19 protein-coding genes and 2 tRNA genes are annotated in these 23,216 nt (G+C 60.9%); 7 read left to right on the top strand and 14 right to left on the bottom strand.

The genetic code is table 11. The features are described from left to right. Nucleotides 1-16: 16 nt before the first annotated feature. The 5 genes from ROS217_RS16745 to recA form a co-directional block, all read right to left on the bottom strand. A complete protein-coding gene (locus ROS217_RS16745; RefSeq protein WP_040650688.1) occupies nt 17-562 on the bottom strand; it encodes a histidine phosphatase family protein in 546 nt (181 codons plus the stop codon). Between the two features lie 53 nt (nt 563-615). Beyond that, the gene (locus ROS217_RS16750) at nt 616-903 is read right to left on the bottom strand and encodes a DUF1330 domain-containing protein (protein WP_009818984.1); all 288 of its coding nucleotides are present in this window, start codon (nt 901-903) and stop codon (nt 616-618) included. Between the two features lie 24 nt (nt 904-927). Beyond that, nucleotides 928-1,212 (bottom strand): DUF1330 domain-containing protein, encoded by a 285-nt coding sequence (locus ROS217_RS16755; protein ID WP_009818985.1) that lies wholly within the window; start codon nt 1,210-1,212, stop codon nt 928-930. 9 nt (nt 1,213-1,221) lie between these two features. Next, nucleotides 1,222-3,900 carry an alanine--tRNA ligase gene (alaS, locus tag ROS217_RS16760; protein ID WP_009818986.1) on the bottom strand — a complete coding sequence of 893 codons (2,679 nt, stop codon included), beginning with the start codon at nt 3,898-3,900 and terminating at the stop codon, nt 1,222-1,224. 128 nt (nt 3,901-4,028) lie between these two features. Further along, nucleotides 4,029-5,102, bottom strand: a complete 1,074-nt coding sequence (gene recA, locus ROS217_RS16765; RefSeq protein ID WP_009818987.1) for a recombinase RecA — start codon at nt 5,100-5,102, stop codon at nt 4,029-4,031. 191 nt (nt 5,103-5,293) lie between these two features. Here recA and ROS217_RS16770 point away from each other — a divergent pair, with 191 nt between their 5' ends. Next, nucleotides 5,294-5,941, top strand: a complete 648-nt coding sequence (locus ROS217_RS16770) for a hypothetical protein (RefSeq protein ID WP_009818988.1) — start codon at nt 5,294-5,296, stop codon at nt 5,939-5,941. A gap of 78 nt (nt 5,942-6,019) precedes the next feature. Here ROS217_RS16770 and ROS217_RS16775 read toward each other — a convergent pair whose 3' ends face one another. The 6 genes from ROS217_RS16775 to rpmH form a co-directional block, all read right to left on the bottom strand. Then, nucleotides 6,020-8,317, bottom strand: coding sequence for a hybrid sensor histidine kinase/response regulator (locus ROS217_RS16775; RefSeq protein WP_009818989.1), 2,298 nt, complete (start codon nt 8,315-8,317; stop codon nt 6,020-6,022). Nucleotides 8,318-8,417: 100 nt separating this feature from the next. Further along, on the bottom strand, nt 8,418-9,569 hold the full coding sequence (locus tag ROS217_RS16780; protein WP_009818990.1) for an RsmB/NOP family class I SAM-dependent RNA methyltransferase: 1,152 nt from the start codon (nt 9,567-9,569) through the stop codon (nt 8,418-8,420). Between the two features lie 39 nt (nt 9,570-9,608). After that, a complete protein-coding gene (gene guaB / locus ROS217_RS16785) occupies nt 9,609-11,057 on the bottom strand; it encodes an IMP dehydrogenase (RefSeq protein ID WP_009818991.1) in 1,449 nt (482 codons plus the stop codon). 78 nt (nt 11,058-11,135) lie between these two features. Then, entirely contained in the window at nt 11,136-11,384 is a 249-nt protein-coding gene (yidD, locus tag ROS217_RS16790) for a membrane protein insertion efficiency factor YidD (RefSeq protein WP_009818992.1), read from the bottom strand. Then, a complete protein-coding gene (gene rnpA, locus ROS217_RS16795; protein ID WP_040650690.1) occupies nt 11,381-11,803 on the bottom strand; it encodes a ribonuclease P protein component in 423 nt (140 codons plus the stop codon). The genes yidD and rnpA overlap by 4 nt, the downstream gene beginning before the upstream one ends. A 22-nt stretch (nt 11,804-11,825) precedes the next feature. Next, the gene (rpmH, locus tag ROS217_RS16800) at nt 11,826-11,960 is read right to left on the bottom strand and encodes a 50S ribosomal protein L34 (RefSeq protein ID WP_008281032.1); all 135 of its coding nucleotides are present in this window, start codon (nt 11,958-11,960) and stop codon (nt 11,826-11,828) included. Between the two features lie 283 nt (nt 11,961-12,243). Here rpmH and ROS217_RS16805 point away from each other — a divergent pair, with 283 nt between their 5' ends. From ROS217_RS16805 to ROS217_RS16820, 4 genes are all read left to right on the top strand, one after another. Continuing rightward, entirely contained in the window at nt 12,244-12,987 is a 744-nt protein-coding gene (locus ROS217_RS16805) for a TVP38/TMEM64 family protein (RefSeq protein WP_009818994.1), read from the top strand. A gap of 2 nt (nt 12,988-12,989) precedes the next feature. Continuing rightward, nucleotides 12,990-14,408: a dihydrolipoyl dehydrogenase family protein gene (locus tag ROS217_RS16810; RefSeq protein WP_009818995.1), complete on the top strand. Its 1,419-nt coding sequence runs from the start codon at nt 12,990-12,992 to the stop codon at nt 14,406-14,408. 27 nt (nt 14,409-14,435) lie between these two features. Next, a complete protein-coding gene (locus ROS217_RS16815) occupies nt 14,436-15,827 on the top strand; it encodes a sensor histidine kinase (RefSeq protein ID WP_009818996.1) in 1,392 nt (463 codons plus the stop codon). A gap of 56 nt (nt 15,828-15,883) precedes the next feature. Continuing rightward, nucleotides 15,884-15,960: transfer RNA gene (locus tag ROS217_RS16820), tRNA-Arg, on the top strand. A gap of 251 nt (nt 15,961-16,211) precedes the next feature. On the opposite strand, the gene ROS217_RS16825 is transcribed toward ROS217_RS16820, so the two are convergent. The 3 genes from ROS217_RS16825 to ROS217_RS16835 all read right to left on the bottom strand — a co-directional run bounded on the left by ROS217_RS16825 (nt 16,212) and on the right by ROS217_RS16835 (nt 20,388). Then, a complete protein-coding gene (locus ROS217_RS16825) occupies nt 16,212-18,629 on the bottom strand; it encodes a Hint domain-containing protein (protein ID WP_009818997.1) in 2,418 nt (805 codons plus the stop codon). A 718-nt stretch (nt 18,630-19,347) separates the two neighbouring features. After that, nucleotides 19,348-19,423: transfer RNA gene (locus ROS217_RS16830), tRNA-Thr, on the bottom strand. 65 nt (nt 19,424-19,488) lie between these two features. Beyond that, a complete protein-coding gene (locus tag ROS217_RS16835) occupies nt 19,489-20,388 on the bottom strand; it encodes a hypothetical protein (RefSeq protein WP_009818998.1) in 900 nt (299 codons plus the stop codon). A gap of 112 nt (nt 20,389-20,500) precedes the next feature. Between ROS217_RS16835 and ROS217_RS16840 the strand changes: the two genes are divergently transcribed. Both ROS217_RS16840 and ROS217_RS16845 read left to right on the top strand, forming a co-directional pair. After that, the gene (locus tag ROS217_RS16840; RefSeq protein WP_009818999.1) at nt 20,501-20,962 is read left to right on the top strand and encodes a (2Fe-2S)-binding protein; all 462 of its coding nucleotides are present in this window, start codon (nt 20,501-20,503) and stop codon (nt 20,960-20,962) included. Nucleotides 20,963-20,965: 3 nt separating this feature from the next. Continuing rightward, nucleotides 20,966-23,206 carry a xanthine dehydrogenase family protein molybdopterin-binding subunit gene (locus ROS217_RS16845; RefSeq protein WP_009819000.1) on the top strand — a complete coding sequence of 747 codons (2,241 nt, stop codon included), beginning with the start codon at nt 20,966-20,968 and terminating at the stop codon, nt 23,204-23,206. Nucleotides 23,207-23,216: the final 10 nt, after the last annotated feature.

Consider the following 23,216-nt stretch of genomic DNA (forward strand, 5'->3'; position numbering starts at 1 on the left):
GCCGGGGCTTTTGCTTTCAGGGGACGATGCTGAAACGCCCGACGGGGATCAGCCCCTCTGGCCCACGCCGCGTCAGGATAATTTCGCCCGATCCCACACCGAGCCCAGTCAGCGCGGTGATGTTGACCTGATGGGTCACGATCAGCACCCGCGCCGCCTCTGGCAGCGCGTTGATCAGGCGCAACGTCGCCGCTGTCTGCCCTTCGGGATCGCCCTGCCCCGCGTAAAAGGAATCAAGCGGTGGCTGTTCCCTGACCGCGCCCATTTCCATCAACGCGGCCGTGTCCAACGCCCTGCACCAGCGGCTTGACCAGACATGATCAAACGCGATTCCCGCCGCCCGCAACGCTGCTCCTGTCTCCCGCGCCTGCGCCCGCCCCCGCGCATCCAGATTGCGTTGCGTCGCACAATCCCTCAAACGAAACGCCGCCGGATCACCCGTTCCCGGTGCCAAGGCATGCCGCATCAGCGCCACTCCCCCCGGGGCCATGAGTGCGGACAGGTCCTGCGCGCCCGCTAAACTGCCCGCAACGACCAACCAAACTGTCAATAAAACCCGCATCGCCCGCTCCTGTCGCGCGACAAGAGGTAGGGCCGGACGGCAGGCGGTCCAGCTTATTCGGTGATTTCGACGATCACCAACTCCCGCTCAGACGCTCCCCGCGCATGATCCAGCGCGGCTTGATATTCGGCGCTGTGATAGCACGTCTCTGCCGCCTCGACGCTCGGAAAACGTGCCACCACATTGCGCGGCCGTTCCTTGCCCTCAAGCTGCACAAACCGCCCCCCGCGCGCGATGAATTCCCCGCCATGTTTGGCAATCGCCGGACCAGCAAGCGCCGCATAGCGGCCATAGGCTTCGGCATCGGTCACGGTCACATGGGCAATCCAGAGGGCTGGCATAGGGTAAAACTCCTGTCTCTAAAGTCAGATACCATCCACAAGGACGATATCGCGTTCGCTGCTGCTCATCGCAATTGGCAATATCCGCCTGTAGGCGTCAGACCCATACCAGTCCAGCGCGGTCGCCCGATCGGGAAACTCGATGATGACATGCCGGTCCGGGCAGATCCCTTCCAGCACATCCTGAACCCCGCCCTTGGCCAGAAACCGCCCGCCAAACTTTTCGGCTGTGGCCACGGTCTGACTGGCATAGGTCTGATAATCCTGCGGATTCGTCACCGTGATCCGGGCAATGATATAGGCGCTCATTCAACCTCCCTAGGAGGTAAAGACCCCCTCTATGATCCCGGTGGCCGCCGCAATCGCGGCCTCGGCCCCGTCCATGCTCGTGCCGCCGCCCTGCGCCATGTCGGGTCGCCCACCGCCACCCTTGCCACCCAGTTCGACCACCGCCACGCGCACCATCTCGACCGCCGAGAGCCGACCGGTTAAATCGTCGGTGACACCCGCCGCAACTGCCACCTTGCCGCCGGTATCGGCAATAAGCAAGACCGCACCCGAGCCAAGCCGCGCCTTATGTTCGTCAATCAGGGGGGGCAAATCCTTGCCCTGCACGCCTGTCATCACCTGAGCGATCAGCTTGACACCGCCTACGTCCCGCGCTTCTACGGTGCCGCCCTGTGCCGCACCTCCGGACATTGCCAATTCGCGGCGCAGCTGCGCCACCTCGTTGGCCAGCGCCCGGCGCTCGTCCATCAGCGCCTTGACACGGTCCGCCACATCCTCTGGCCGGGCTTTCAACTCCGAGGCCACCTGCCCCAGACGCGCTGCCTGACCGCTCAGATAGTCGAATGCCGCCGCTCCGGTCAGCGCCTCGATTCGCCGCACGCCAGCACTCGACGCCGCATCTCCGAGCGCGACAAAGACGCCGATATCACCCGTGCGCCGCACATGCGTGCCGCCACACAGCTCGATCGAATAGGTCCGACCATCGGCGCCCTTGCCCGATCCCGCCTCAGCGCCCATCGACACGACGCGCACCTCATCGCCGTATTTCTCGCCAAAGAGCGCCTGCGCCCCGAGGGCCCGTGCATCATCTGGCGTCATGATCCGCGTCTCGACCGGTGCATTCTGGCGGATAAACTCATTCACTTCGCTTTCGACCCGCTCCAACTCGGCGGTACTCAACGCCTTGGCATGGCTGAAATCAAACCGCAGCCGATCCTCTGCATTCAACGATCCGCGCTGCGCCACGTGCTCTCCAAGCGCCTTGCGCAGCGCCTCATGCAGCAAATGCGTCGCCGAATGATTGGCCCGGATCGCGTTGCGTCGGCTGTGATCCACTTCCAGCTTGACGCTCATCCCAACGCCCAGCCGTCCCTCATCCGGCGTAAACAGGTGACCAAAGAGACCACCCGGAAATTTCTTGGTGTCTGAAATAGAGCCACTCACTGCTTTCCCAACCAGACGCCCCTGGTCACCGACTTGCCCGCCGGACTCCGCGTAAAAGGGGGTCTGGTTAAAGATCACCCAACCTGTTCCACCCGGCTCAATCGCATCGACCCGTTTCCCCTCGGACACAATGGCAACCACCTGCGCCTCAGAGACCTCGGTATCGTAGCCCAGAAAATCCGTTGCGCTCACCTGTTCGGAAATATCAAACCATACGGCCTGATCCGCAGCCTCACCTGTGCCCGACCACGCCGCTCGTGCCTTGGCCTTCTGCTCGGCCATCGCCGCGTCAAACCCGGCAGTATCCACCTCGCGCCCCTTTTCGCGCAGCGCATCCTGCGTGAGATCAAGCGGAAACCCATACGTGTCATAGAGCTTGAACGCCGTCGCCCCCGGCAGGGCCGCGGAGTCATCCAGCGCCGTCAACTCGTCATCAAGCAGACGCAAACCCCGTTCCAGCGTTTGTTTGAAGCGCGTCTCTTCCAAGCGCAGCGTTTCTTCGATCATCGCCTGTGCGCGACCCAATTCTGGAAAGGCCTGTCCCATCTGCGCAACCAAGGCCGGCACGAGCCGGTACATCACCGGATCCTTGGCGCCCAGCATATGCGCATGCCGCATCGCGCGACGCATGATCCGGCGCAGCACATAACCGCGCCCCTCATTCGACGGCATGACGCCATCCGCCATGAGGAATGAGGTCGAGCGCAGGTGATCCGCAATCACCCGGTGATGCACGCGGCCCGGTCCATCCGGATCTTGGCTCGTGGCATGCGCGCTGGCCTCGATCAGACTGCGCATGAGGTCGGTGTCGTAATTGTCGTGCTTGCCCTGCAAGAGCGCCCCGATCCGCTCTAGCCCCATACCCGTGTCGATCGACTGCATGTCGAGCGCGCGCATGGTGCCATCCTCAAACCGCTCATTCTGCATGAAAACGAGGTTCCAGATTTCGATGAACCGGTCGCCATCCTCCTCCGCGCTGCCCGGAGGGCCGCCCCAAATACTGTCCCCATGATCATAGAAAATCTCGGTACAGGGGCCGCAGGGACCGGTCGGTCCCATCGACCAGAAATTGTCATCCGTCTTGATCCGGATGATCCGATCATCGCTGAGGCCCGCGTATTTTTTCCAGATGGTCGCCGCCTCATCATCCGTATGATAAACCGTGACCAGAAGCTTTGATTTGTCGATCCCAAAATCTTTGGTCAGCAGGTCCCACGCATAGGGGATCGCCTGCTCCTTGAAATAATCGCCAAAACTGAAATTGCCCAACATCTCGAAAAACGTGTGATGCCGCGCGGTATAGCCGACATTGTCCAAATCATTGTGCTTGCCGCCCGCGCGCACGCATTTCTGGCTGGTCGTGGCCCGCACATACTCGCGATGCTCCACCCCTGTGAAACAGTTCTTGAACTGGACCATACCGGAATTGGTGAACATCAGCGTCGGATCGTTACGCGGCACCAAGGGCGAACTCTCGACAACGCGGTGATCGTTGCGTTCGAAAAAACTCAGAAAGGTCGAACGGATTTCATTCAGCGTGGGCATGGGTATCTCTTTCCGGGGCGAGTGTGTGGCCTGCGTCTTGCTGATTTAACGGGGCCGCCGGACCATGTCCACCGCAAGAAAAAGGCCCAAGCATCGCCCGGGCCCCGTGGTGCTCTTGGCAGAGGCAATCAGGCCTCCATGATATCACCGTCATCCGTCCCTTCGGACATGTGAAAGTCCAATCCATGCGAGGCACGGATCTTGTCTTCGATCTCCAGAGCGGTGGCGGGGTTGTCGCGAAGATAGGTCTTGGCGTTTTCCCGCCCCTGACCGATCCGCTCATCGCCATAACTGTACCAACTGCCAGATTTCTCGACCACGCCCGCCTTGACGCCCATGTCGACCAACTCACCCGTCTTGCTGATGCCCTCGCCATACATGATGTCGAATTCAACCTGCTTAAACGGCGGGGCAACCTTGTTCTTGACGACCTTGACCCGGGTTGCATTGCCCACGATTTCATCCCGATCCTTGACCGCCCCGATACGCCGGATATCAAGCCGCACCGAACTGTAGAATTTCAGCGCATTGCCGCCCGTGGTGGTCTCGGGACTGCCGAACATCACGCCGATCTTCATACGAATCTGATTGATAAAGATCACAGTACAGTTCGTCCGGCTGATGGATCCGGTCAATTTGCGCATCGCTTGGCTCATGAGGCGCGCGTGTACGCCCACGCTGCTGTCGCCCATCTCGCCTTCCAGTTCGGATTTAGGGGTCAAAGCGGCAACCGAATCCACGACGATCATGCTGACCGCGCCCGAGCGCACCAATGTATCGACAATCTCCAGCGCCTGTTCCCCGGTATCTGGCTGCGAAATCAGCAATTCATCCAGATCAACCCCCAGCTTGCGGGCATAGATCGGATCCAGCGCGTGCTCTGCATCCACAAAGGCGCAAACCCCGCCCTTCTTTTGCTCTTCCGCCACGCAATGCAGTGTTAGCGTGGTCTTGCCAGAGCTTTCAGGGCCATAAACCTCGACAATCCGGCCCTTGGGAATACCGCCGATACCAAGCGCGATGTCCAGCCCGAGTGATCCGGTCGATGTCGACTCGATATCCTTGATGGGATTTTCACCGCCCAACTTCATGATAGAGCCTTTGCCGAACTGCCGTTCGATCTGCGCCAACGCACTGTCGAGCGCCTTTTGCTTGTCCGCGTTCCGCTTGTTATCCATGGAGAGAAGATCTGCCGTTGCCATTTGTTCGGTCCCTTATTCCACACCCTGCCGCGGGCGGCAATGATTGCCTGTGTTCGCCTCTTGTTCCCGCATCTTATGAGGACAAAGAGAGAACATTTCAAGAAAATTCTGGTGACTCCACTTTCCCGCACAACAATTAACAAGTAGTTTAAGCGGATCTAAATTGTCGGAACGGACCCCAAGAGGCGCATATGCTGGTTTTTTCCAAAGCAAGGCTGGTGCTCTTGTCGGTGCCCAAGACCGGAAGCACCGCCTATGAAGCGGCGCTCGCTCCTCTGGCCGCGATCGTCGTGTCAGCCCCGCCCGAGCTCAAACACGCGCCCGTGTTTCGCTACAATCGATTCTTTCGCCCGATGATCGACCGCTTTTTCGAAGGCAGCTTTGACGTCGCCGCAGTCATGCGCCAACCGCTGGACTGGCTCGGAAGCTGGTATCGCTATCGCCAACGGCCCGAAATGACAGGCCATCCCAATAGCACCCAAGGGCTCTCCTTTGACGACTTTGTTACCGCTTATTGCTCCGGCGATCAGCCCGATTTCGCGCGCGTCGGCAGCCAGGCCAAATTTCTGGAACCACAGCGCAACGGTGCTTGTGTCACACATCTCTTCCGCTACGAGGACCAATCGGGTCTGCGCCACTTTCTTGATACGCGGCTGGGCACAAGCATTGCACCCCAGACCCTCAATCTCTCTCCAAAAGTGCCGCTATCGCTGGCTCCTGACATTGAGGCACGGTTGCGCCGCAAATTTTCTGAGGATTTCTCACTTTGGGACGGGATTGGCTCAGCCGGAGCCTATACGCCGATGCGTGCCAGATCAAAGCCGGATACGCCCGCCTGACGCCCGTCTGACTCCCGCCGTCGCCCCAACTTCTTCGGTTGGTCTGCGCCTGGTCCAACAAGAGCGAGACGCGCTCACTCAGATCATTTGGCGCAGCACGATTTCCGTCAGCTCATTGAGAGAGAACGGTTTCGGCAGAAAGACGGAATTGGGAATGCGCGCCTGGGTGTCACCAAAGGTTTCCTCAGCATAGCCGGACATAAAGACAACGCGCGCCTTTGGCCGTGACGTCAAAGCACGGCGCACCCAGCCCGGTCCGTCAATCCCGGGCATAACCACATCGGTCACAAACACATCCACATGCAGGGTCGCATCCTCGAGAATCTCGAGCGCATCTTCGGCGGATTCGGCCTCCATCACCGTGAAACCGCGCAATTGTAACGCCCGGCTGGCAAAGGCGCGTACCGGGGCCTCATCCTCAACCAACAGAACCACGCCGCTGCCTTGCGACTCGGACGCCAACGGCAGAGAGGATTGCATCACAACCTTTTCCGCGCCCACATGTGCCGGAAAGAGCAGTTGAAAACAGGTGCCCTCCCCCTGCTTGCGATCAACAAAGATAAACCCTCCTGTTTGCTTCACGATGCCATAGGCCGTAGACAAACCGAGGCCCGTCCCCTCTCCGGTGCGTTTCGTGGTAAAAAAAGGTTCAAACACCTTTTGCAACTTGTCCGGGGCAATGCCGACCCCTGCATCACTGACCCGAACAGACACATAGCTTCCTGGCAACACCACCGCCCGGTCCCGCATCATCGGTTCAGTCAGCACCAAATTCTGAGTAACAATCCGAATTTCGCCCCCCATTGGCATCGCATCACGCGAATTGACGACCAAGTTCATTAAGACCTGTTCCAATTGCCGCTTGTCTGCGCGAATCGGCGACAAGGTCGGATCATGGCTGAGCGAGAGTGATACCTTTTCCCCCACCAATCGGTTGAGCAGATGCGTGAGATCCGACAAGGTATCGCGCAGGTCGATCACCTGCGGCCGCAGCGTCTGTTTGCGGGAATAGGCCAGCAATTGACTCACCAACGCCGCCGCGCGATTGGCATTCTGATTGACCTGCATGAGATCGCTGTAATCCGGATCACCCTGATCATGGCGTAGGAGCAACAGGTCACAATGCCCGGAAATAGCCGTCAAAAGATTGTTGAAATCATGCGCGATGCCGCCGGCGAGTTGCCCAATTGCCTGCATTTTCTGACTCTGGACAAACTGCGCCTCGAGCGATTTCAAGGCCGTCGCGTCAGTCAACACCGCAATCAGCACCACCGCACCGGCATCCATCGCCCGGTTCAGCGTCACCTGCACGAACATCTCTCGATCGTCGCGCCGAACCCTCAAAAACTCGGAATGAACAGTGCCGCGTCCCGTCGCCACATCACTCAGCCAATCCGTGATCGACCGGCCCAAGCCCTCCAACATATCGCTCAGGGCAAGCCCAGCAACGCTCTCGACCCCCAATACCTCTCGGGCTGGTCGGTTGGACAACTGGATCGCGCCATCTGCAGCCAGTTTCAAAAGGGGCACCGGCAATTCGTCAAAGAACGCCCAGCCATCCGGTGGCCGCTCTGGCCCCTGCACGCCGGGCAACAGGAACACCTCTCGCCGCCCGGCCATGCCTTCGCGTTCGACCACAAGACAGGGCACCGGCCCGTCCGGCGTCGCGATGTCATTGATCTGTCCAGACTTCAGAGGCAGGTTTCCGCAAATCCGGCTGAGCGCGCGCGCCCGTTCTCCGACCAGATCACGAGCGGCAGAGTTCATGTAGAGGACGGCATCGTTGCGCCCCACCGTCAGCATCGGCAATGGATGCGCCTCTGACTCTCGGGGGGCATGATCCGCCGATCTCTCGATTCGCCACAGGAAATGCGACTCGCCGCTGCGGTGCACACTGATCCGCACATGTCCCGCGCGCGTCACAAGATCCTCGACCGCAGCCCCCTTGGCCAGAGCGCGGGTTTCCATCCGAAAAAGAATGGCCCCCGGATTTGCCAAAATTTGTCGCAAGGCGCTCGTCAGCGTCGTTGCCCGCTCCGCATCCAATGTCCGGCGCGCCGCGGCATTGACGTAAAGCAGACGCCCCTCAACCTCTGCCAGAACCGAGGGCACCGGGTCTGCCTCCAGCATCAGCGCCGCTTGATCTGAGGTATCACGCCGATGCCCCTGTGCATGTCGGTTGATCATCACAACCCAAAGCGCCGCGAGACCCAAGGTTGCGCCGACCAGCCACAAGAGCCATTGCGCCTGCCCCCGCGGGACAATGAGAGCAGTCGCCCCAAAAAGAACCGCCGCCAACATCATGAAACCTGCACGCGGCCCAAGCCGCTGAGCGGCCTGATGAAACGGACCACCCGAATAGGGGATGAACGCCACGCCGGTCCCTCACTTTACAATTCTTCCACCTCTTTATCGGGTGAAAGCCTTAAGTGAGACTTAACGACGGGGCAGAAATCACGTCAAGGTTGCTCGAATTTTAACAATCACGCCGAAGTTGCGCGAGAAAGAATCCGTCCCCTTCGTCGGAAATCGGCCATTGCTGCATCCCAACGAGAGACCAGCCAGGATTATTACTTGAATAACTCTCAATAATGAATTGATTTTCTTCATTTAATACCGAACACGTTGCATAGACCAACTGTCCTCCGACGGTCACAAGCGGCGCGGCATCCGCTAAAATCTGCGCCTGAATTTCTGTCAGCTCCGTCAGCCTGTCCGGCGTCAGCGCCCATTTTGCCTCGGGGGTGCGCCGCCACGTGCCGCTGCCAGAACAGGGCGCATCGCAGAGAACCAGATCGAACCGCCCCTCGGGTCGATCAACGCACCGCACCTTGACGCCGGCACGTGCCGCCCGCGCGGGCAGGTCGCGCATCCGCGAAGGTGCAGCGTCATGGGCGAAAAACGCAGCCTCGATCCGCGCCGCAAGGGCCAGAACCTTGCCTCCACCTCCGGCACAATAATCCAGAACACGGGTCCCTTCCGGCACCTCGACCGCGTCCATCGCCGCTTGACTGCTGCCATCCTGAAGCTCAATCCAGCCCTCGGAATAGCATTGTGATCCTGCTATTCTTCGCTCGCCTTCAATAACGTGCAGAGCACTCTGCGCAATCCCCACGGGCCGCGCGACAATGCCCTCATCCAGCAGTCGCGCTATGATCTCATCCCGCGCGGCACGGCGCAAATTCACGCGGAGCATGATCGGTGCGCGCGTGCGAAGCGCGCGCGCTGCGGCCTCCGCGTCCGCCCCGAGCGACGCCTGAAACCGCTCCCAGAGCCACTCTGGCAGATCCCGCATCGCCGCGGCATCCGGTTCACCCAAAACACGCTCCGCCTCTGTCAAAGGCTCCGGCGCATGCCCATCTCCGGTAAATAAGTCATCAGGATCAATCCCTTGATCCCGTAGCGCCCCCAGCATCAAGGCGCGCCCCGTCTCACCGCCACCGCGCGCGGCGCAAGACTGCCAGCAGCGCAGCACCGAAAACACATGATCGCGCAGCGCCGCCCGATCCTTGGACCCGGCATAGCGCGCGCCCCGCGCCCAGTTTGTCAGCGCCTTTTCCGCAGGCTCGCCCGCGCAGATCCGGTCCAACACCTCGATGGCGGCGGCCACGCGCGCGCCGGGCGTCACCGCATCACCTCAAGAACGCGACGCAACACGATGATAACCCTATCCAATCCTGTAATTCGGACTCTCACGGGTGATCTGCACATCATGCACATGGCTTTCCTTGAGTCCCGCGCCGGTGATCCGCACGAATTGGCAATTGTGCCGCATCTCTTCGACCGTGGCACAGCCGGTATAGCCCATCGCGGCCCGCAGACCGCCCACAAGCTGATGGATCACGCTGCCCGCAGCCCCCTTGTAGGGCACCTGCCCCTCAACGCCCTCGGGCACCAGCTTGTCGCTCGCCGCGTCCTTTTGGAAGTACCGATCCGCCGAGCCGCGCGCCATGGCGCCAAGGCTGCCCATGCCGCGATAGGCCTTAAAGGTCCGCCCCTGATAGAGGATCACCTCACCGGGGCTTTCATCCGTGCCCGCCAGCATGGATCCGACCATCGCACAAGAGGCACCCGCCGCAATCGCCTTGGCAAAATCGCCCGAGAACTTGATCCCGCCATCGGCGATGACCGGCACATCGCCCGCCGCCCGCGCGCTGTCCATCACGGCGGTCAGTTGCGGCACGCCAACGCCCGCGACCATCCGCGTGGTGCAGATGCTGCCCGGCCCGATCCCGACCTTGACCGCATCGGCCCCGGCCCCGATGAGGGCGCGCGTGGCCTCGGCGGTGGCGACATTGCCTGCCACCACCTGCACGGCATTGGACAGCGCCTTGATCCGCTCCACGGCGCGGGCCACGCCCTCGGAATGGCCATGCGCAGTGTCGATCACCACCATGTCCACACCCGCATCAATCAGCGCCTGCGACCGCTCGAACCCGGCATCGCCCACGGTCGAGGCCGCCGCCACCCGCAGCCGCCCCAGATCATCCTTGCAGGCCGTCGGATTGAGAACCGCCTGTTCTGTATCGCGCAGCGTCAAGAGGCCGGTCAGCTTGCCTGCCTTGTCCGTCACGAGCAATTTCTCGATCCGCCGCGCCTTCATCAGGCTCTTGGCTTCATCCCGATCCGCAGGCTCTTGCAGGATCGCCAGATCGTTGCTTGTCATCATCACCCGCACCGGCGTGCGGTCATCCTCGGCAAAACGCATGTCGCGATTTGTCACGATCCCCACCACGCGGCCGGTCTCATCCACCACCGGAAAGCCGGTGACATTATAGCGCTCTTGCAAGGCCTTGGCATCCGCCAGCGTCTGATCGGGTGTGAGCGTGATGGGATTATAGACGATCCCGCTCTCGAACCGTTTGACGCGGCGCACCTCGCGGGCCTGTTCCTCGATGGTCAGGTTGCGGTGGATCACCCCCATGCCGCCCGACTGCGCCATGGAAATGGCCATGCGCCCCTCGGTCACCGTGTCCATGGCAGAGCTCAGCAGCGGGATGTTCAGCACGATAGATTGGGTCACCCGCGTGCGCGTATCCGCCGTGTTCGGCAAGACATTGGACGCCGCCGGTACCAGCAGAACATCATCAAAGGTGAGGGCCTCGCGAATCTCCATTTCACATCTCCATGGACAGCTCGTTTGGCGCTTCCCTATTGCATGGATGACCCCGAGGTAAAAGGGCGATTCGACCTTTTATTCCACAGGGTCGCGGCGGTGTCCCGGTTCAGGCACCGGGTCATGTCCACATTGCCCCCAGGGGTTGCAGCGCAGGATGCGCCATGCCGCCAGCGCACCCCCGCGCAACGCGCCGTGCTTTTCCAGCGCCTCGAGCGCATAGTGACTGCATGTCGGATGATAGCGGCAATGCCAGCCCACCCAGGGACTCAGGAGCAGACGATAGGCGCGAATGGGCAAGGCCAGCACATGCGCCAGCGGGCTCATCCCTGCCCCGCCAGCTTGCGCAGCGCATAGCAAAGATCACGTTTCAACGCCTCAAAGGGGCGCGTGGCCGTCTCGTCTGCGCGTCCGATCAGCACATAATCCCAACCAGACTTGCCTTCTGCGGCCAGCAGCTCCCGTGCCACGGCCCGGAGCCGCCGTTTGGCCCGGTTGCGCGCCACCGCATTGCCCACTTTCTTGGAACAGGTGAACCCCACCCGGATCGCCCCATCGCCATCCCGTCGGTCGCGCCCCTGCACCATCATCGACCCGGTGCCTTGACGCTGCGCCCGCGCCGCTGCCAGAAAATCCGACCGTTTGCGCAACACGCTCATCTTGGACGAGGCCTTGACCCCCGGACATGACGAAACCGCCGGTGGCATCCTCCCTGCATCGCTGCGCGGGGCCTCCGGCGGTGTCATTTTCGTCACCTTGCCTCAGCGCTTACGCGCAGAGAGACTTGCGGCCACGTGCGCGACGCGCATTCAGGATCTTGCGACCGGCCTTGGTGGCCATGCGCGCACGAAACCCGTGGCGATGCTTGCGAACGAGGTTCGAGGGTTGAAAGGTGCGTTTCATCGCTCCGTCTCCGACTTAATTGGCCGCGCAAATCAGGAATCGCGCCGCATTTATGTGTATCCGAAGCCCGGTCTATAGAGGCCCCTATTTCACAAGTCAAACCCCAGCCCCGGCTTTTGCAACAAAAACCTGCACGCCTGCGCAGTCAATGTTACAAGTCGCTTGTATCACGCCAGTCATGCGACGCAAACCATCACCCTTGATCACCCCCGCGTGAGGCCACTGGCGCATGCACCTCGGACAGGGCACCTAGAACACAACCGTCCTGAAACAGAGCGAGACCATGGATCAGAGCAGCCCTGAGACAAAATCGACCAAACCTTCCTCCTGGACGCGCCACGTGCCTTTGGCGATCATTCTGATCATGGCGGTGGTGGGGTTTGTCACCTTGCGCGATTACCTCACCTTTGACACGCTGCGCGACAATCGCGAAGCGCTGATTGCCTATCGGGATGCCAACATTGCGCTGATGGCACTGGCCTTCATCGCGATCTATTTCGTCATCGTGGCCTTTTCCCTGCCCGGTGCGGCGGTGGCCTCGGTCACGGGCGGCTTTCTCTTTGGCCTCGTGCTGGGCACCGGCTTTAATGTCATCGCCGCCTCGCTGGGTGCCTGCGCCATCTTTCTCGCGGCGCGCGCCGGGCTGGGCAAGACCCTTGCCGCCAAAATCGAAACCTCCGACGGCACGCTCAAGCGCCTCAAGGAGGGGTTGCACAACAACGAAATCAGCGTCCTCTTTCTCATGCGCCTGGTGCCTGCGGTGCCGTTCTTCGTCGCCAATCTGCTGCCCGCGCTGGTTGGCGTCAAATTCGTCAACTTTGCCTTCACCACCGTGCTGGGCATCATTCCCGGCGCCATCGTCTTTACCTGGATCGGTGTGGGCTTGGGCGAAGTGTTCGACCGGGGCGGAACCCCCGATCTTTCCCTCTTGTGGGAACCCCAGATCATCGGACCTATTCTTGGTCTATGCGCCCTTGCGGCGCTTCCCATGATCATCAAGGCCATTCGCGGCAAGAAGGAACTTTGAACATGACACGATTGAAAACCGATCTGCTGGTCATTGGGGCTGGCTCGGGCGGATTATCCGTCGCAGCGGGGGCCGTGCGGATGGGCGCCAGCGTCATTATGCTCGAAGGTCACAAGATGGGCGGCGACTGCCTCAACTTCGGCTGCGTGCCGTCCAAGGCGCTGATTGCCAGCGGCAAGGCGGCCTATGCCCAATCCCATGCCGTGCAATACGGCGTCGCGGATCAAACACCGCAAGCGGATTACGCCGCAGCCAAGGATCACGTGGCCGATGTGATCGCCCAGATTGAACCGGTCGATAGCCAAGACCGCTTCGAAGGCTTGGGCGTGCGCGTCATCCGTGACTATGGCGAATTCCTTTCCCCGACAGAGGTCAAGGCCGGCGAGCACATCATTACCGCCCGCCGCGTCGTCATCGCCACCGGCTCGTCCCCCCTTGTCCCCCCTATTCCGGGGCTCGACTCCGTGCCCTTTGAGACCAACGAAACGCTCTTTGATCTCCGAGAAAAGCCGGGGCATCTGCTGATCGTCGGCGGCGGTCCGATCGGAATGGAAATGGCACAGGCCCATCGGCGCTTGGGGTGCGCCGTGACGGTGATCGAAGGTGCCAAGGTTCTTGGAAATGACGATCCCGAAATGGCCGCTGTGGTGATCGACCAATTCCGGGCCGAAGGCATCGACATTGCCGAAGACGCCCTCGCTGCCGAAATTCGCGGCACTGCCGGGGCCATCGAGATCGAGACCAAGGACGGGCGCATTTTCAAAGGCACCCACCTGCTCATGGCGGTGGGCCGCAAGGCCAATACCCAACGCCTCAATCTTGAGGTTGCGGGAATCGAGACCACCAAACGCGGCATCAAGGTGGACGCCTCTCTGCGCACCACAAACAAACGCGTCTATGCCATAGGCGACGTCGCGGGCGGTCTGCAATTCACCCATGTGGCAGGGTATCACGCGGGTCTCATCATCCGTCAGGCGCTCTTGGGCCTGCCCGCCAAACAACGCACCGATCATATCCCTTGGGCCAGCTATACCGATCCTGAACTGGCGCAGGTCGGTCAGACCGAGGCGCAGGCGCGCAAAGAACACGGCGGCAACCTCGAGGTCGTGCGCTTTCATTACTCCCATAACGACCGCGCCATCGCAGAACGCAAGACCGCCGGTCTGATCAAGGTCATGGTCGTGCGCGGACGTCCCGTCGGTGTTTCCATCGCAGGTGCGCAGGCGGGCGAGTTGATCAACCTCTGGGCGCTGGTGCTCGCGAACAAGCTCAAGATGAAACATGTGGCCAATATGGTCGCCCCCTACCCCACGATAGGCGAAATCAACAAACGCGCCGCCGGGGCCTATTTTTCACCACGTCTATTTGACAGCGCAGGCGTGAAACGTATCGTCGGCTTCGTGCAACGCTGGCTGCCCTGATCGCAGCCATCCTCGGGAGGGGACATTTTGCTCAACTCACTTTCAGGACGCTTTCTGATCCTGACGGCCATCTTTGTGATGCTGGCCGAGGTGCTGATCTTTGTGCCCTCCATCGCACGCTTTCGCGAAGATTATCTGATGACCCGACTGGAGCGGGCGCAGATCGCCTCGCTCGTCCTGCTCGCCTCCGAAGAGGTGACACCCGACTTGCAAGAAGAACTCCTGCGCAACGCCGAGGTGTTCAACGTTGTTCTGCGTCGCGATGATGCCCGACAACTCATGCTCTCGTCACCCGTCCCGCAACCCATCACAAAAACGTTCGATCTGCGGGATGCTCCCGCTTTTACCCTGATCCGTGACGCCATGTTGCGCCTCGCCACCCCCGACTCTCAAGTGATCCGCATCATCGGTGAACCCGTTCGGATGGGCGGGCTGCTGATCGAAATCACCCTCGAGACCACCGGCCTGCGCGCCGCGATGATCGACTATGGGTTGCGTATCCTCTGGCTTTCGCTGGTCATTTCCATCTTTACCGCCGTTCTGCTCTTTCTGGCGGTGCGCGTCACGCTGGTCAAACCGATCAAACGCGTGGTCAGCACCATGCAGGCCTATGCCGCCTCCCCCGAAGATGCCCGGCTGGTGATCCGCCCCAGGTCGAGCGTCAAAGAACTGCGCGAGGCTGAGGAAACGCTGCAATCGCTGCAGACCCAGCTCACCAGCGCGCTCAAACAAAAAGAGCACCTCGCCCAGCTTGGCGGTGCGATGGCCAAGGTCAATCACGACCTGCGCAATATCCTCACCTCCGCCCAGCTTTTTACCGATCGGATCGAGACCAGCGAAGATCCGACCGTCAAGCGCCTCGCCCCCAAACTGTTGAACTCCCTGACCCGCGCCGTGCATCTCTGCGAGGCGACCCTCGCTTATGGCAAGGCCGAAGAGCCCGGGCCGACCTTGGCCCGCCTGCATCTGGCGGATGTCGTGGCCGATGTGATCGACAGCGAACGCTTAGCCGCAGGCGAGGCCAATGTCAGCTTTGCCGAAGACGTTCCCAACACCTTAATCTTGCTGGCCGATGCCGAACAACTCTACCGGATCATCGGCAATCTCGTGCGCAATGCCCGTCAGGCCATCGTGAACAGCGGTCGCCCCGGCGAAATCAGCGTCATGGCCGATGAGGATGCAGGCGAATGGTATATCCGCGTCGCCGATACCGGCCCCGGCCTGCCCGCCCGCGCACGCGAACATCTGTTCAAGCCGTTTCAGGGCGGCACCACCAAGGGCGGCAGCGGCCTTGGTCTGACCATCGCCGCAGAGCTGGTGCGCGGTCACGGTGGCACCCTCACGCTCGAACGCAGCGACGAGACCGGCACTGCCTTTTGCATCACCTTTCCCAAGGGAAATTTCGATCTCTCCGCCTGATTTCTGCCAAAACGCCCTTGCAATGCTCTGCGCCAGAGTCTAATTGCTGCCTCCACGGACCGATAGCTCAGCTGGATAGAGTACTTGACTACGAATCAAGGGGTCGGGGGTTCGAATCCTCCTCGGTCCGCCACTTACCCCCTTGATCCTGCTAGCATTCCCTAAAATCTCTGATCCGCGCTTATAGCGCCCCGCAGGGCTTATCTGCTCGTGCGCACCCGCATCATGCCCCCGGCATCGACCACCTGTTTCGGGCCGGCCTCAGCGCGCAAAACACGCCGTCGGCCCCTGCCCCGGTGCGCCGCACCATCCACCCTCTCAAAACGAAACAATCCCGGCACTACACCGGGATTGTCTACGTTTTGACAACAATGGGATCGCCGTTCAGCGCACCAGCAACTGTGCCTCATGCCGCTTGAGCGAGCGCCGCGCTGCCTGATAGGCGTCAATCCCCTCGATCGCACGAAGTTCCGGGAAGAGATCAAAGATCTCGTTCCGCTGCGCAGCCCCCATCCCGTCCAACACTTGCTCACCGGGCTGGAAACTCTCGGTCCAGGTGCCGTTGGACAGAACCACCTCATGCTGATCGCACATGAAGTGGATATAGGTGGCCGCCCGCGTCTCGACCTGTTCGACCCCCTCAATTCCCATCAGATGCTTGGCCGCCGCCAAAACCTCACGCTCTTCGAAGTAGAGCGCGGCCCGATCTGAATTGAGCAGAATCCGGTGCTGCGGGCTGAGCAGCATATCCCGCTCGGGCAGACCATGCCCAAGAGAGCCAGCACGGATCAGGATCGGGCGCAGATGCGGCGAGCGCATCAAGTCATCCCCACTGAGAACACGTTGACCGATCCAGCGGATCTCCTGCAAGCCGTTGTCGCGGGTGATCACCTTGTCGCCGACCTTCAGCTCTTCCACCAGCTTTTCGCCACGCGGCGTGGCAATCGCCGTGCCCGGGGTAAAGCAAGGAATGAGGTTCTCGATCTCGGTGAATTGCAGCGACCCAGTGACCGCGCCGTCCGTGCCAAGGAAATTGACAGTCCCCGAGGTCGAATCACCATCCGCATCAACAGTTTGCCCAACAATGTCGAACCGCCCAAGACCGCGCAGGTCGAGCGTGTCGAAATCGTCATTGACCCCGTCATCCGTGCTGTCGCCAGTGCCGCCGTCAATCACATCGCCCGCACCAGCCGCGAGGAATACATCGCGATCGTCACCACCGCTCAGACTATCGGCACCATCGCCACCGCTCAGCGTGTCGTTGCCGGTGCCTCCCGTGACCGTGTCGTCGCCCTGGCCCCCGGTCAGGACATCCGCCCCAGCCCCGCCATCAATCGAGTCATTGTCGATGCCGCCGTCGATCACATCATCTCCGGCGCCACCAAAAATCGTGTCGTCATCATCCTGACCAAAGATCGTGTCATTGCCATCGCCGCCATCAATCAGATCCCGACCATTGTCAGGCTCGGGGTCCGTCGCGTCGGGAATGTTGAATTCGTCCGGAAAGCTCGGATCAAGCCCGCCATAGATCACATCATCACCGGCACCGCCATTGATCGTATCCGATCCCTCGCCCCCGATGAGGGTGTCATTGCCCTCGTCACCATCAATCAGGTCGGCATCAATACCACCGTCGATGACATCCGCACCTGTGCCGCCCGTGATCGTATCGGCATCGTCGCCGGTCAGGATCACGTCATCGCCATCGCCACCCGATACGAAATCCCGGTCATTTTCAGGATCAGGATCAGCGGGAACGATCGTGCCAAAGCCCAGATCGGGGAGAGGACCTGTCGATACCGGAGACCCGGAGTCGATCGTGTCATTTCCCGCGCCACCAAGGATGCTGTCCGCCCCATCGCCACCAATCAGAGAATCGTCTCCGATCTCACCGAGGAGCGTATCATCGCCGTCGCCCCCGATCAGCGTGTCATCGCCCGGAAGCCCGGTGTCGATCACGCTGCCCGGCAGACCGAAATACACATCCGTCACGTTAATGCCGTCCGAGGTTCCGGCCTCATCGGAATACCGAATGACAAGCTGTGACACGGGCCCCGCGATTTCAACCAACAAACCATGCGTCGGATTATCGTCTGAACCGGACCCGGCACCAAGCGCCTCTTCCGGGCTCAGGACGGTGACAGCTGACCCCGCCGTGAATGTCACCGGGATGAGATTGTCATTGGCATCGAAGGCAAAGATCTGGACATGCTCAGTGCCATCCAGATCGTTGATCTTGAACGACACATTCTCCACCTCTGACGAGAACTGAAGTTTTAGATCGGTTTTTCCCGCCGCAGTGAGGTCCGCCGAGAGCGAACTGTTGGCATCCGCTGGTGCGCCACCCGTCACAACGCCCGAAACGTCCTGCGTGTTCGCCCCAAAGGTCGTATCATTTGTCACCGAGGTCTTGAGCACCGAGAACGTGACATCGACAGAGCCGGTATTCTGCGTGAAACCCGTGATCGGATCGCCCGCATCAATCGGATCCGCATCGTTGGGATCAGGGGCTTCGCTCCACTGAAACACCTCCCGCCCGCCCGCTGCAGGATCGGGCGTGTCGCCAACGAGCAGATCATTTCCCGCACCGCCCTCGACAGAATCGCTGCCAGACCCGGCAAAAACCGTGTCGTCCCCGGCACCTGCGAGAATCGTATCATCCCCACCCAGCCCGTCGACCACATCATCGTTGGAACCATCCGGTGCATCGTTCGCGTCAATACGATCCCCCTCGGGATCAGCTGTATAAGCAATATCAATGCGGTTTTCGGTGTTATCACCGTCAATTCTGTTAATTGCCATGTTCCATCTCCCGTGCTTCAAAAGCACATGCTTGCGACCCTGTTCAAAAACGCCTGCGCCATTCCTGACGATGCAAGACAGGAGCGGCCGGCACAGAACCAAAGGGGAAGCAATACCAACATGGCACTACACTTAGGGGCAAGACACCCAAAACTTCCAAATATCACGTTCAGGCAGACCCGTAGTAAGCGCAAGCGCATTACGGATAAACGCGATGGTTTTGTGCGGCCGCCCCCGCGACCTACAGACATAACCCCCCAGTTGGGCTGAGTAGACATTATCCTTTCGAATAGGCTGGCCCAAGGGAAATCTGGCGCAAAAGTGCCAAAATTGCGTCACGCTGGTTAACGCCAGCCTTGTTTTTGCCGCACAATGCTCACCCCATGGTAATGCACTGTTTCCCAAACCGACTGGGCTGATCTCTAAAAATATGAGAAAACTGGAACAACCTCCGTCGCCCCCGCCACACACCACACGCATAGCGTGTAGTTGTTTCAAATTCTGCGACAAGCGAGGCCCCCTTTCGACCCCCCTCCGCACCTGTGGCAAAATCATGGCACCGCGACGAAAGCCGCAACAATAGGGCTTCGAACTGACGTCTGTTGCGACTCTGGAAACTCAACGCTCCAAAGATATCGCCGAATCTCTTAATCACTGTGGATATGTCCAACAGGTAAAGCACCGCGTCCTCGGTGCTCACACTCTAGAATGTTAGGAATGGTGCCCCCACACGGACTCGAACCGCGGACCTACTGATTACAAATCAGTTGCTCTACCAGCTGAGCTATAGGGGCTTGCGCGCCTGATTAGACAAGCTGTCTCGGCACTGCAAGCGAAATTCTCACTCAATTGCCCCGCTTTACGGGGTTATGACCTGAACGCCCTGTATGCGCTGGACTGTGAACATGTCCTCGTCATAGAGCTCGGTCAACGTGCCCACCACAGCATCGGTCCAGCCGGGCACGTCTAGCTCTTCCTCGATGGCGGCCTCATCGGCAAACTTATCCAGAAACGCGGCAACGACCCGGCGTTTCTGCACTTCGGTCATGCCCGGATGGGCCGCCACATAGCCGCGAAACCGCTCGAGCCCTGCCGGCGTCATAATTTCTTCCAGCAGGCTGAACTCGCCTTCAAATTGCACCGTGGGGTCAATTCCAGCCAATTCACGCACGACCTGGCTCCAGATCAGCGGCGTATCCTCATTGCACCAGACGGTGACGGGAATATCCGGATGATGGGTGCGAATCCGGGTGACAAGCTCCGACCACCTCAGTTGCGCCACGTCATAGCCACGCAACAAGGCCTCGATCGTATCGAATTCGGTCTGCCTGAGCAGCGGCGGCAAGAAGGTCGCCGGATTGACCACTCCAAGAAACAACTCGATCTGATCGTCGGGAAAGAGTTGCCGAAAGAGATTGAGCCGATGCTCGGCCGCACCGTAAAAAGTCCCGCCGCCTACCGCCATCTTGGGTGTGCCGAAGAATCCCGGATTGGACAGGACAAGACGATCCACCGCCCCCTCATTGCTGATGGCATCAACCAGAATGTCGCGTGCATCCGGTGCCAGCCCGGAATCCTGCGCCTGATGCAGAATATCCCGCACCAAACGGCGATAGCGTTGCGGATCAGGCACATTGGTGCCGTGCTCAGCCAGCATCTCTCGATTGGCGGACAGGCAATTGATCAACCTGTCGTCATCGGTGTGATGGGCTCCTGCGTGAATGACGACCTGCATCCGTTTTCCGGTTTTTTGCTTCATAAGCCCCTACTATACGGTCTTTGCGCCCGAGTGAAACAGCAATTGCCATGCCATCTGGACAACTGAACTGATCGGTTTATTATCATTCCAAAGGCTGCAAAAAGGGCTGCGCGTGCAACTCACCGTCAACGGCACCAACCATTCTCTGGATGATCTCGAACCCGACATGCCACTCCTCTGGGCGCTGCGCGATGTTCTGGGGATCACCGGGCCGAAATATGGCTGCGGTATCGGCCAATGTGGCGCCTGCACTGTGCATATCGACGGGGTGGCCACTCGCTCTTGTCAGGTGGTGGTGGGCGATGTCTGGGGGCCTGTGACCACGATCGAAGGGCTGGGCACGCCCGATGCGCCGCATCCCGTTCAGGCCGCATGGATCGCGCATCAGGTCGCGCAATGTGGCTATTGCCAATCCGGCCAGATCATGCAGGCCGCAAGCCTCCTCAGTGAGACCCCCGATCCCACCGACACCGAGATTGACGACGCCCTGTCCGGCAATCTCTGCCGCTGTGGCACCTATCCCCGCATCCGCGAGGCGGTCAAAACCGCGGCGCGCAGCCTCAAGGGGGCGTGACCCATGGGCCGCGCCAAAACCATCGCCCGCCGCACATTCCTGATAGGCTCCGCCGCCATCGCGGGCGGTGTGGCCTTTGGTGTCTGGCGGTACAAGACGCCCTACGCCAACCCGCTCCTCACCGACCTGCCCGAGGGGGCAGCGGCGCTGACCCCCTATGTGCGCATCACGGCTGACGCGATCACCCTCATCACCCCCCGCGCCGACAAAGGCCAAGGGGCCGTATCCCTTCAGGCAGCCCTCATTGCCGAGGAACTCGATGTGGATCTTGACCAGATCAAAACCGATCCCGGCCCCCCCAGCCCCGCCTATTACAACACCGCCCTGTCGGGCGATGCCGTCCCCTTCCGCGCCACAGATGACAGTTGGCTTGCCGAAACCGTGCGCAGCCTTGCCGATGCGCCGATGAAATTTCTGGGCATGCAGATCACCGGCGGCTCCACCACTGTCCCCGACGGCTACGACAAACTCCGCCACGCCGGGGCCGTCGCGCGCGAAACGCTCAAGGCCACCGCCGCGCGGCTGCATAACATCTCCATAACCGATTTACGCACCGAACGCGGCGCGGTGGTCCTGCCAGATGGCACGAGCCTCAGCTATCAGAGCCTTGCCGCCGAGGCCGCAAACACCGATCCCGTGACCGATGTCACCCTGCGCGCGCCCTCCGACTGGCGTCTCCTTGGTCAGCCGATGCAGCGGATCGACATTGTCGCCAAATCCACCGGCACGCAAAACTACGGCATCGACGTGAGCCTCCCCGACATGGCCCATGCCGCGTTGCGCCTCAACCCCGCCATCGGCGGCGCACGCCTTAGCCATGATCCCACCCCTGCCCTCGCCATGCGCGGCGTGATCAAGGTGGCGGCCCTGCTCGACGGCGTCGCCGTCATCGCCGACACCTCATGGCGCGCGATGCAGGCGGTCGCCGCGATCCCGGTCGAATGGGGCCCCGCCCCCATCCCACCCGAGATGGACGCCCATTGGCAAACCCTCGCAGACAGCTTCACCGCCGACCGCCAAGACAGCCAATTCCGCGACGAGGGCGATGTGGAAACCGCACTCTCCGGGGGCACCGATATCGAGGTCGAATACCGCGCGCCTTACCTCGCCCACGCGCCGCTCGAGCCGCTCAACGCCACGGTTCTCTACACGCCCGAGCGGGTCGATATCTGGACCGGCACCCAGGTGCCGCGCTTTGTACAAAATAACGTGGCAAAGCTTACAAACCTTACACCCGACGCCATCCACATCCACGCGCTGATGATCGGCGGCAGCTTTGGCCACCGGCTCGAAGACGAGGTGACGCGCTACGCCACCCGCATCGCCATGGACTTGCCCGGCAGGCCGGTGAAACTGACCTATTCCCGTGAAGAGGACATGACCCACGACTTTCCCCGCCAGATCGCCATGGCGCGCGGGCGGGGCCGGGTCGAGAATGGACAGGTCGCAGCCTATGATCTGGGCATCGCCATGCCGTCGATCCTCGCCTCGCAGATGGGCCGCCAAGGCATCCCCACCCCCGGTCCAGACCTGCAAATCGTGGCCGGTGCATGGGATCAACCCTTTGATATTCCTCACTACCGCGTCACAGGCTACCGCGCGCCCGAATTGGCACCGATCTCGTCCTGGCGCTCGGTGGGGGCATCCTCCAACGGGTTTTTCCACGATGGATTGCTTGACGAACTGATCCACGCCGCCGGGGCCGATCCGCTGACCGAGCGCCTGCGCCTTTGCACTCACGCCCCGTCACAGCAGGTGCTGGAGGCGGTCGGCGAGATGTCGAACTGGGGCAGCCCCCTTGCCCCGAGCCAAGGCCGTGGCGTGGCCTTCTGCCTCTCCTTCGGCGTGCCCTGCGCGCAAGTGGTCGAGGTCACAAACACCGAAAACGGCCTCCGCCTCGACCGCGTCTTCGTCGCCGCCGACGTGGGTCGCATCCTTGATCCGATCAACTTTGAAGGGCTGGTCAAGGGCGGCGTGCTCTTTGGTCTGGGACATGCGATGCACGCCCAGATCACCTATGCAAGCGGCGCGGCGGAGCAAAATAATTTTGATACATTTCAATCACTTCGCCTCTATCAATGCCCGGAAATCACCGTCCGCGGTCTGGAAAACGGCACCAAGATCAAGGGCATCGGCGAGCCGCCCGTGCCCCCCGCCGCCCCGGCGCTGGCCAATGCGATCTTCGCGGCCACAGGCCAACGTCTGCGCGAAATGCCCTTTGACAAATTCGTCACATTCCTCTGATCCCCCCCTT

The organism is Roseovarius sp. 217, assembly GCF_000152845.1.
Lineage (GTDB): Bacteria > Pseudomonadota > Alphaproteobacteria > Rhodobacterales > Rhodobacteraceae > Roseovarius.

Coding starts and splice junctions, on each gene's coding strand:
- ROS217_RS16825 (WP_009818997.1), bottom strand. CDS start 18,629: ATGGCAATTAACAGAATTGACGGTGATAACACCGAAAACCGCATTGAT.
- ROS217_RS16845 (WP_009819000.1), top strand. CDS start 20,966: ATGGGCCGCGCCAAAACCATCGCCCGCCGCACATTCCTGATAGGCTCC.
- ROS217_RS16835 (WP_009818998.1), bottom strand. CDS start 20,388: ATGAAGCAAAAAACCGGAAAACGGATGCAGGTCGTCATTCACGCAGGA.
- ROS217_RS16805 (WP_009818994.1), top strand. CDS start 12,244: ATGGATCAGAGCAGCCCTGAGACAAAATCGACCAAACCTTCCTCCTGG.
- ROS217_RS16810 (WP_009818995.1), top strand. CDS start 12,990: ATGACACGATTGAAAACCGATCTGCTGGTCATTGGGGCTGGCTCGGGC.
- yidD (WP_009818992.1), bottom strand. CDS start 11,384: ATGAGCCCGCTGGCGCATGTGCTGGCCTTGCCCATTCGCGCCTATCGT.
- alaS (WP_009818986.1), bottom strand. CDS start 3,900: ATGCCCACGCTGAATGAAATCCGTTCGACCTTTCTGAGTTTTTTCGAA.
- ROS217_RS16770 (WP_009818988.1), top strand. CDS start 5,294: ATGCTGGTTTTTTCCAAAGCAAGGCTGGTGCTCTTGTCGGTGCCCAAG.
- ROS217_RS16755 (WP_009818985.1), bottom strand. CDS start 1,212: ATGAGCGCCTATATCATTGCCCGGATCACGGTGACGAATCCGCAGGAT.
- guaB (WP_009818991.1), bottom strand. CDS start 11,057: ATGGAGATTCGCGAGGCCCTCACCTTTGATGATGTTCTGCTGGTACCG.
- ROS217_RS16745 (WP_040650688.1), bottom strand. CDS start 562: ATGCGGGTTTTATTGACAGTTTGGTTGGTCGTTGCGGGCAGTTTAGCG.
- rpmH (WP_008281032.1), bottom strand. CDS start 11,960: ATGAAACGCACCTTTCAACCCTCGAACCTCGTTCGCAAGCATCGCCAC.
- rnpA (WP_040650690.1), bottom strand. CDS start 11,803: ATGACACCGCCGGAGGCCCCGCGCAGCGATGCAGGGAGGATGCCACCG.
- recA (WP_009818987.1), bottom strand. CDS start 5,102: ATGGCAACGGCAGATCTTCTCTCCATGGATAACAAGCGGAACGCGGAC.
- ROS217_RS16750 (WP_009818984.1), bottom strand. CDS start 903: ATGCCAGCCCTCTGGATTGCCCATGTGACCGTGACCGATGCCGAAGCC.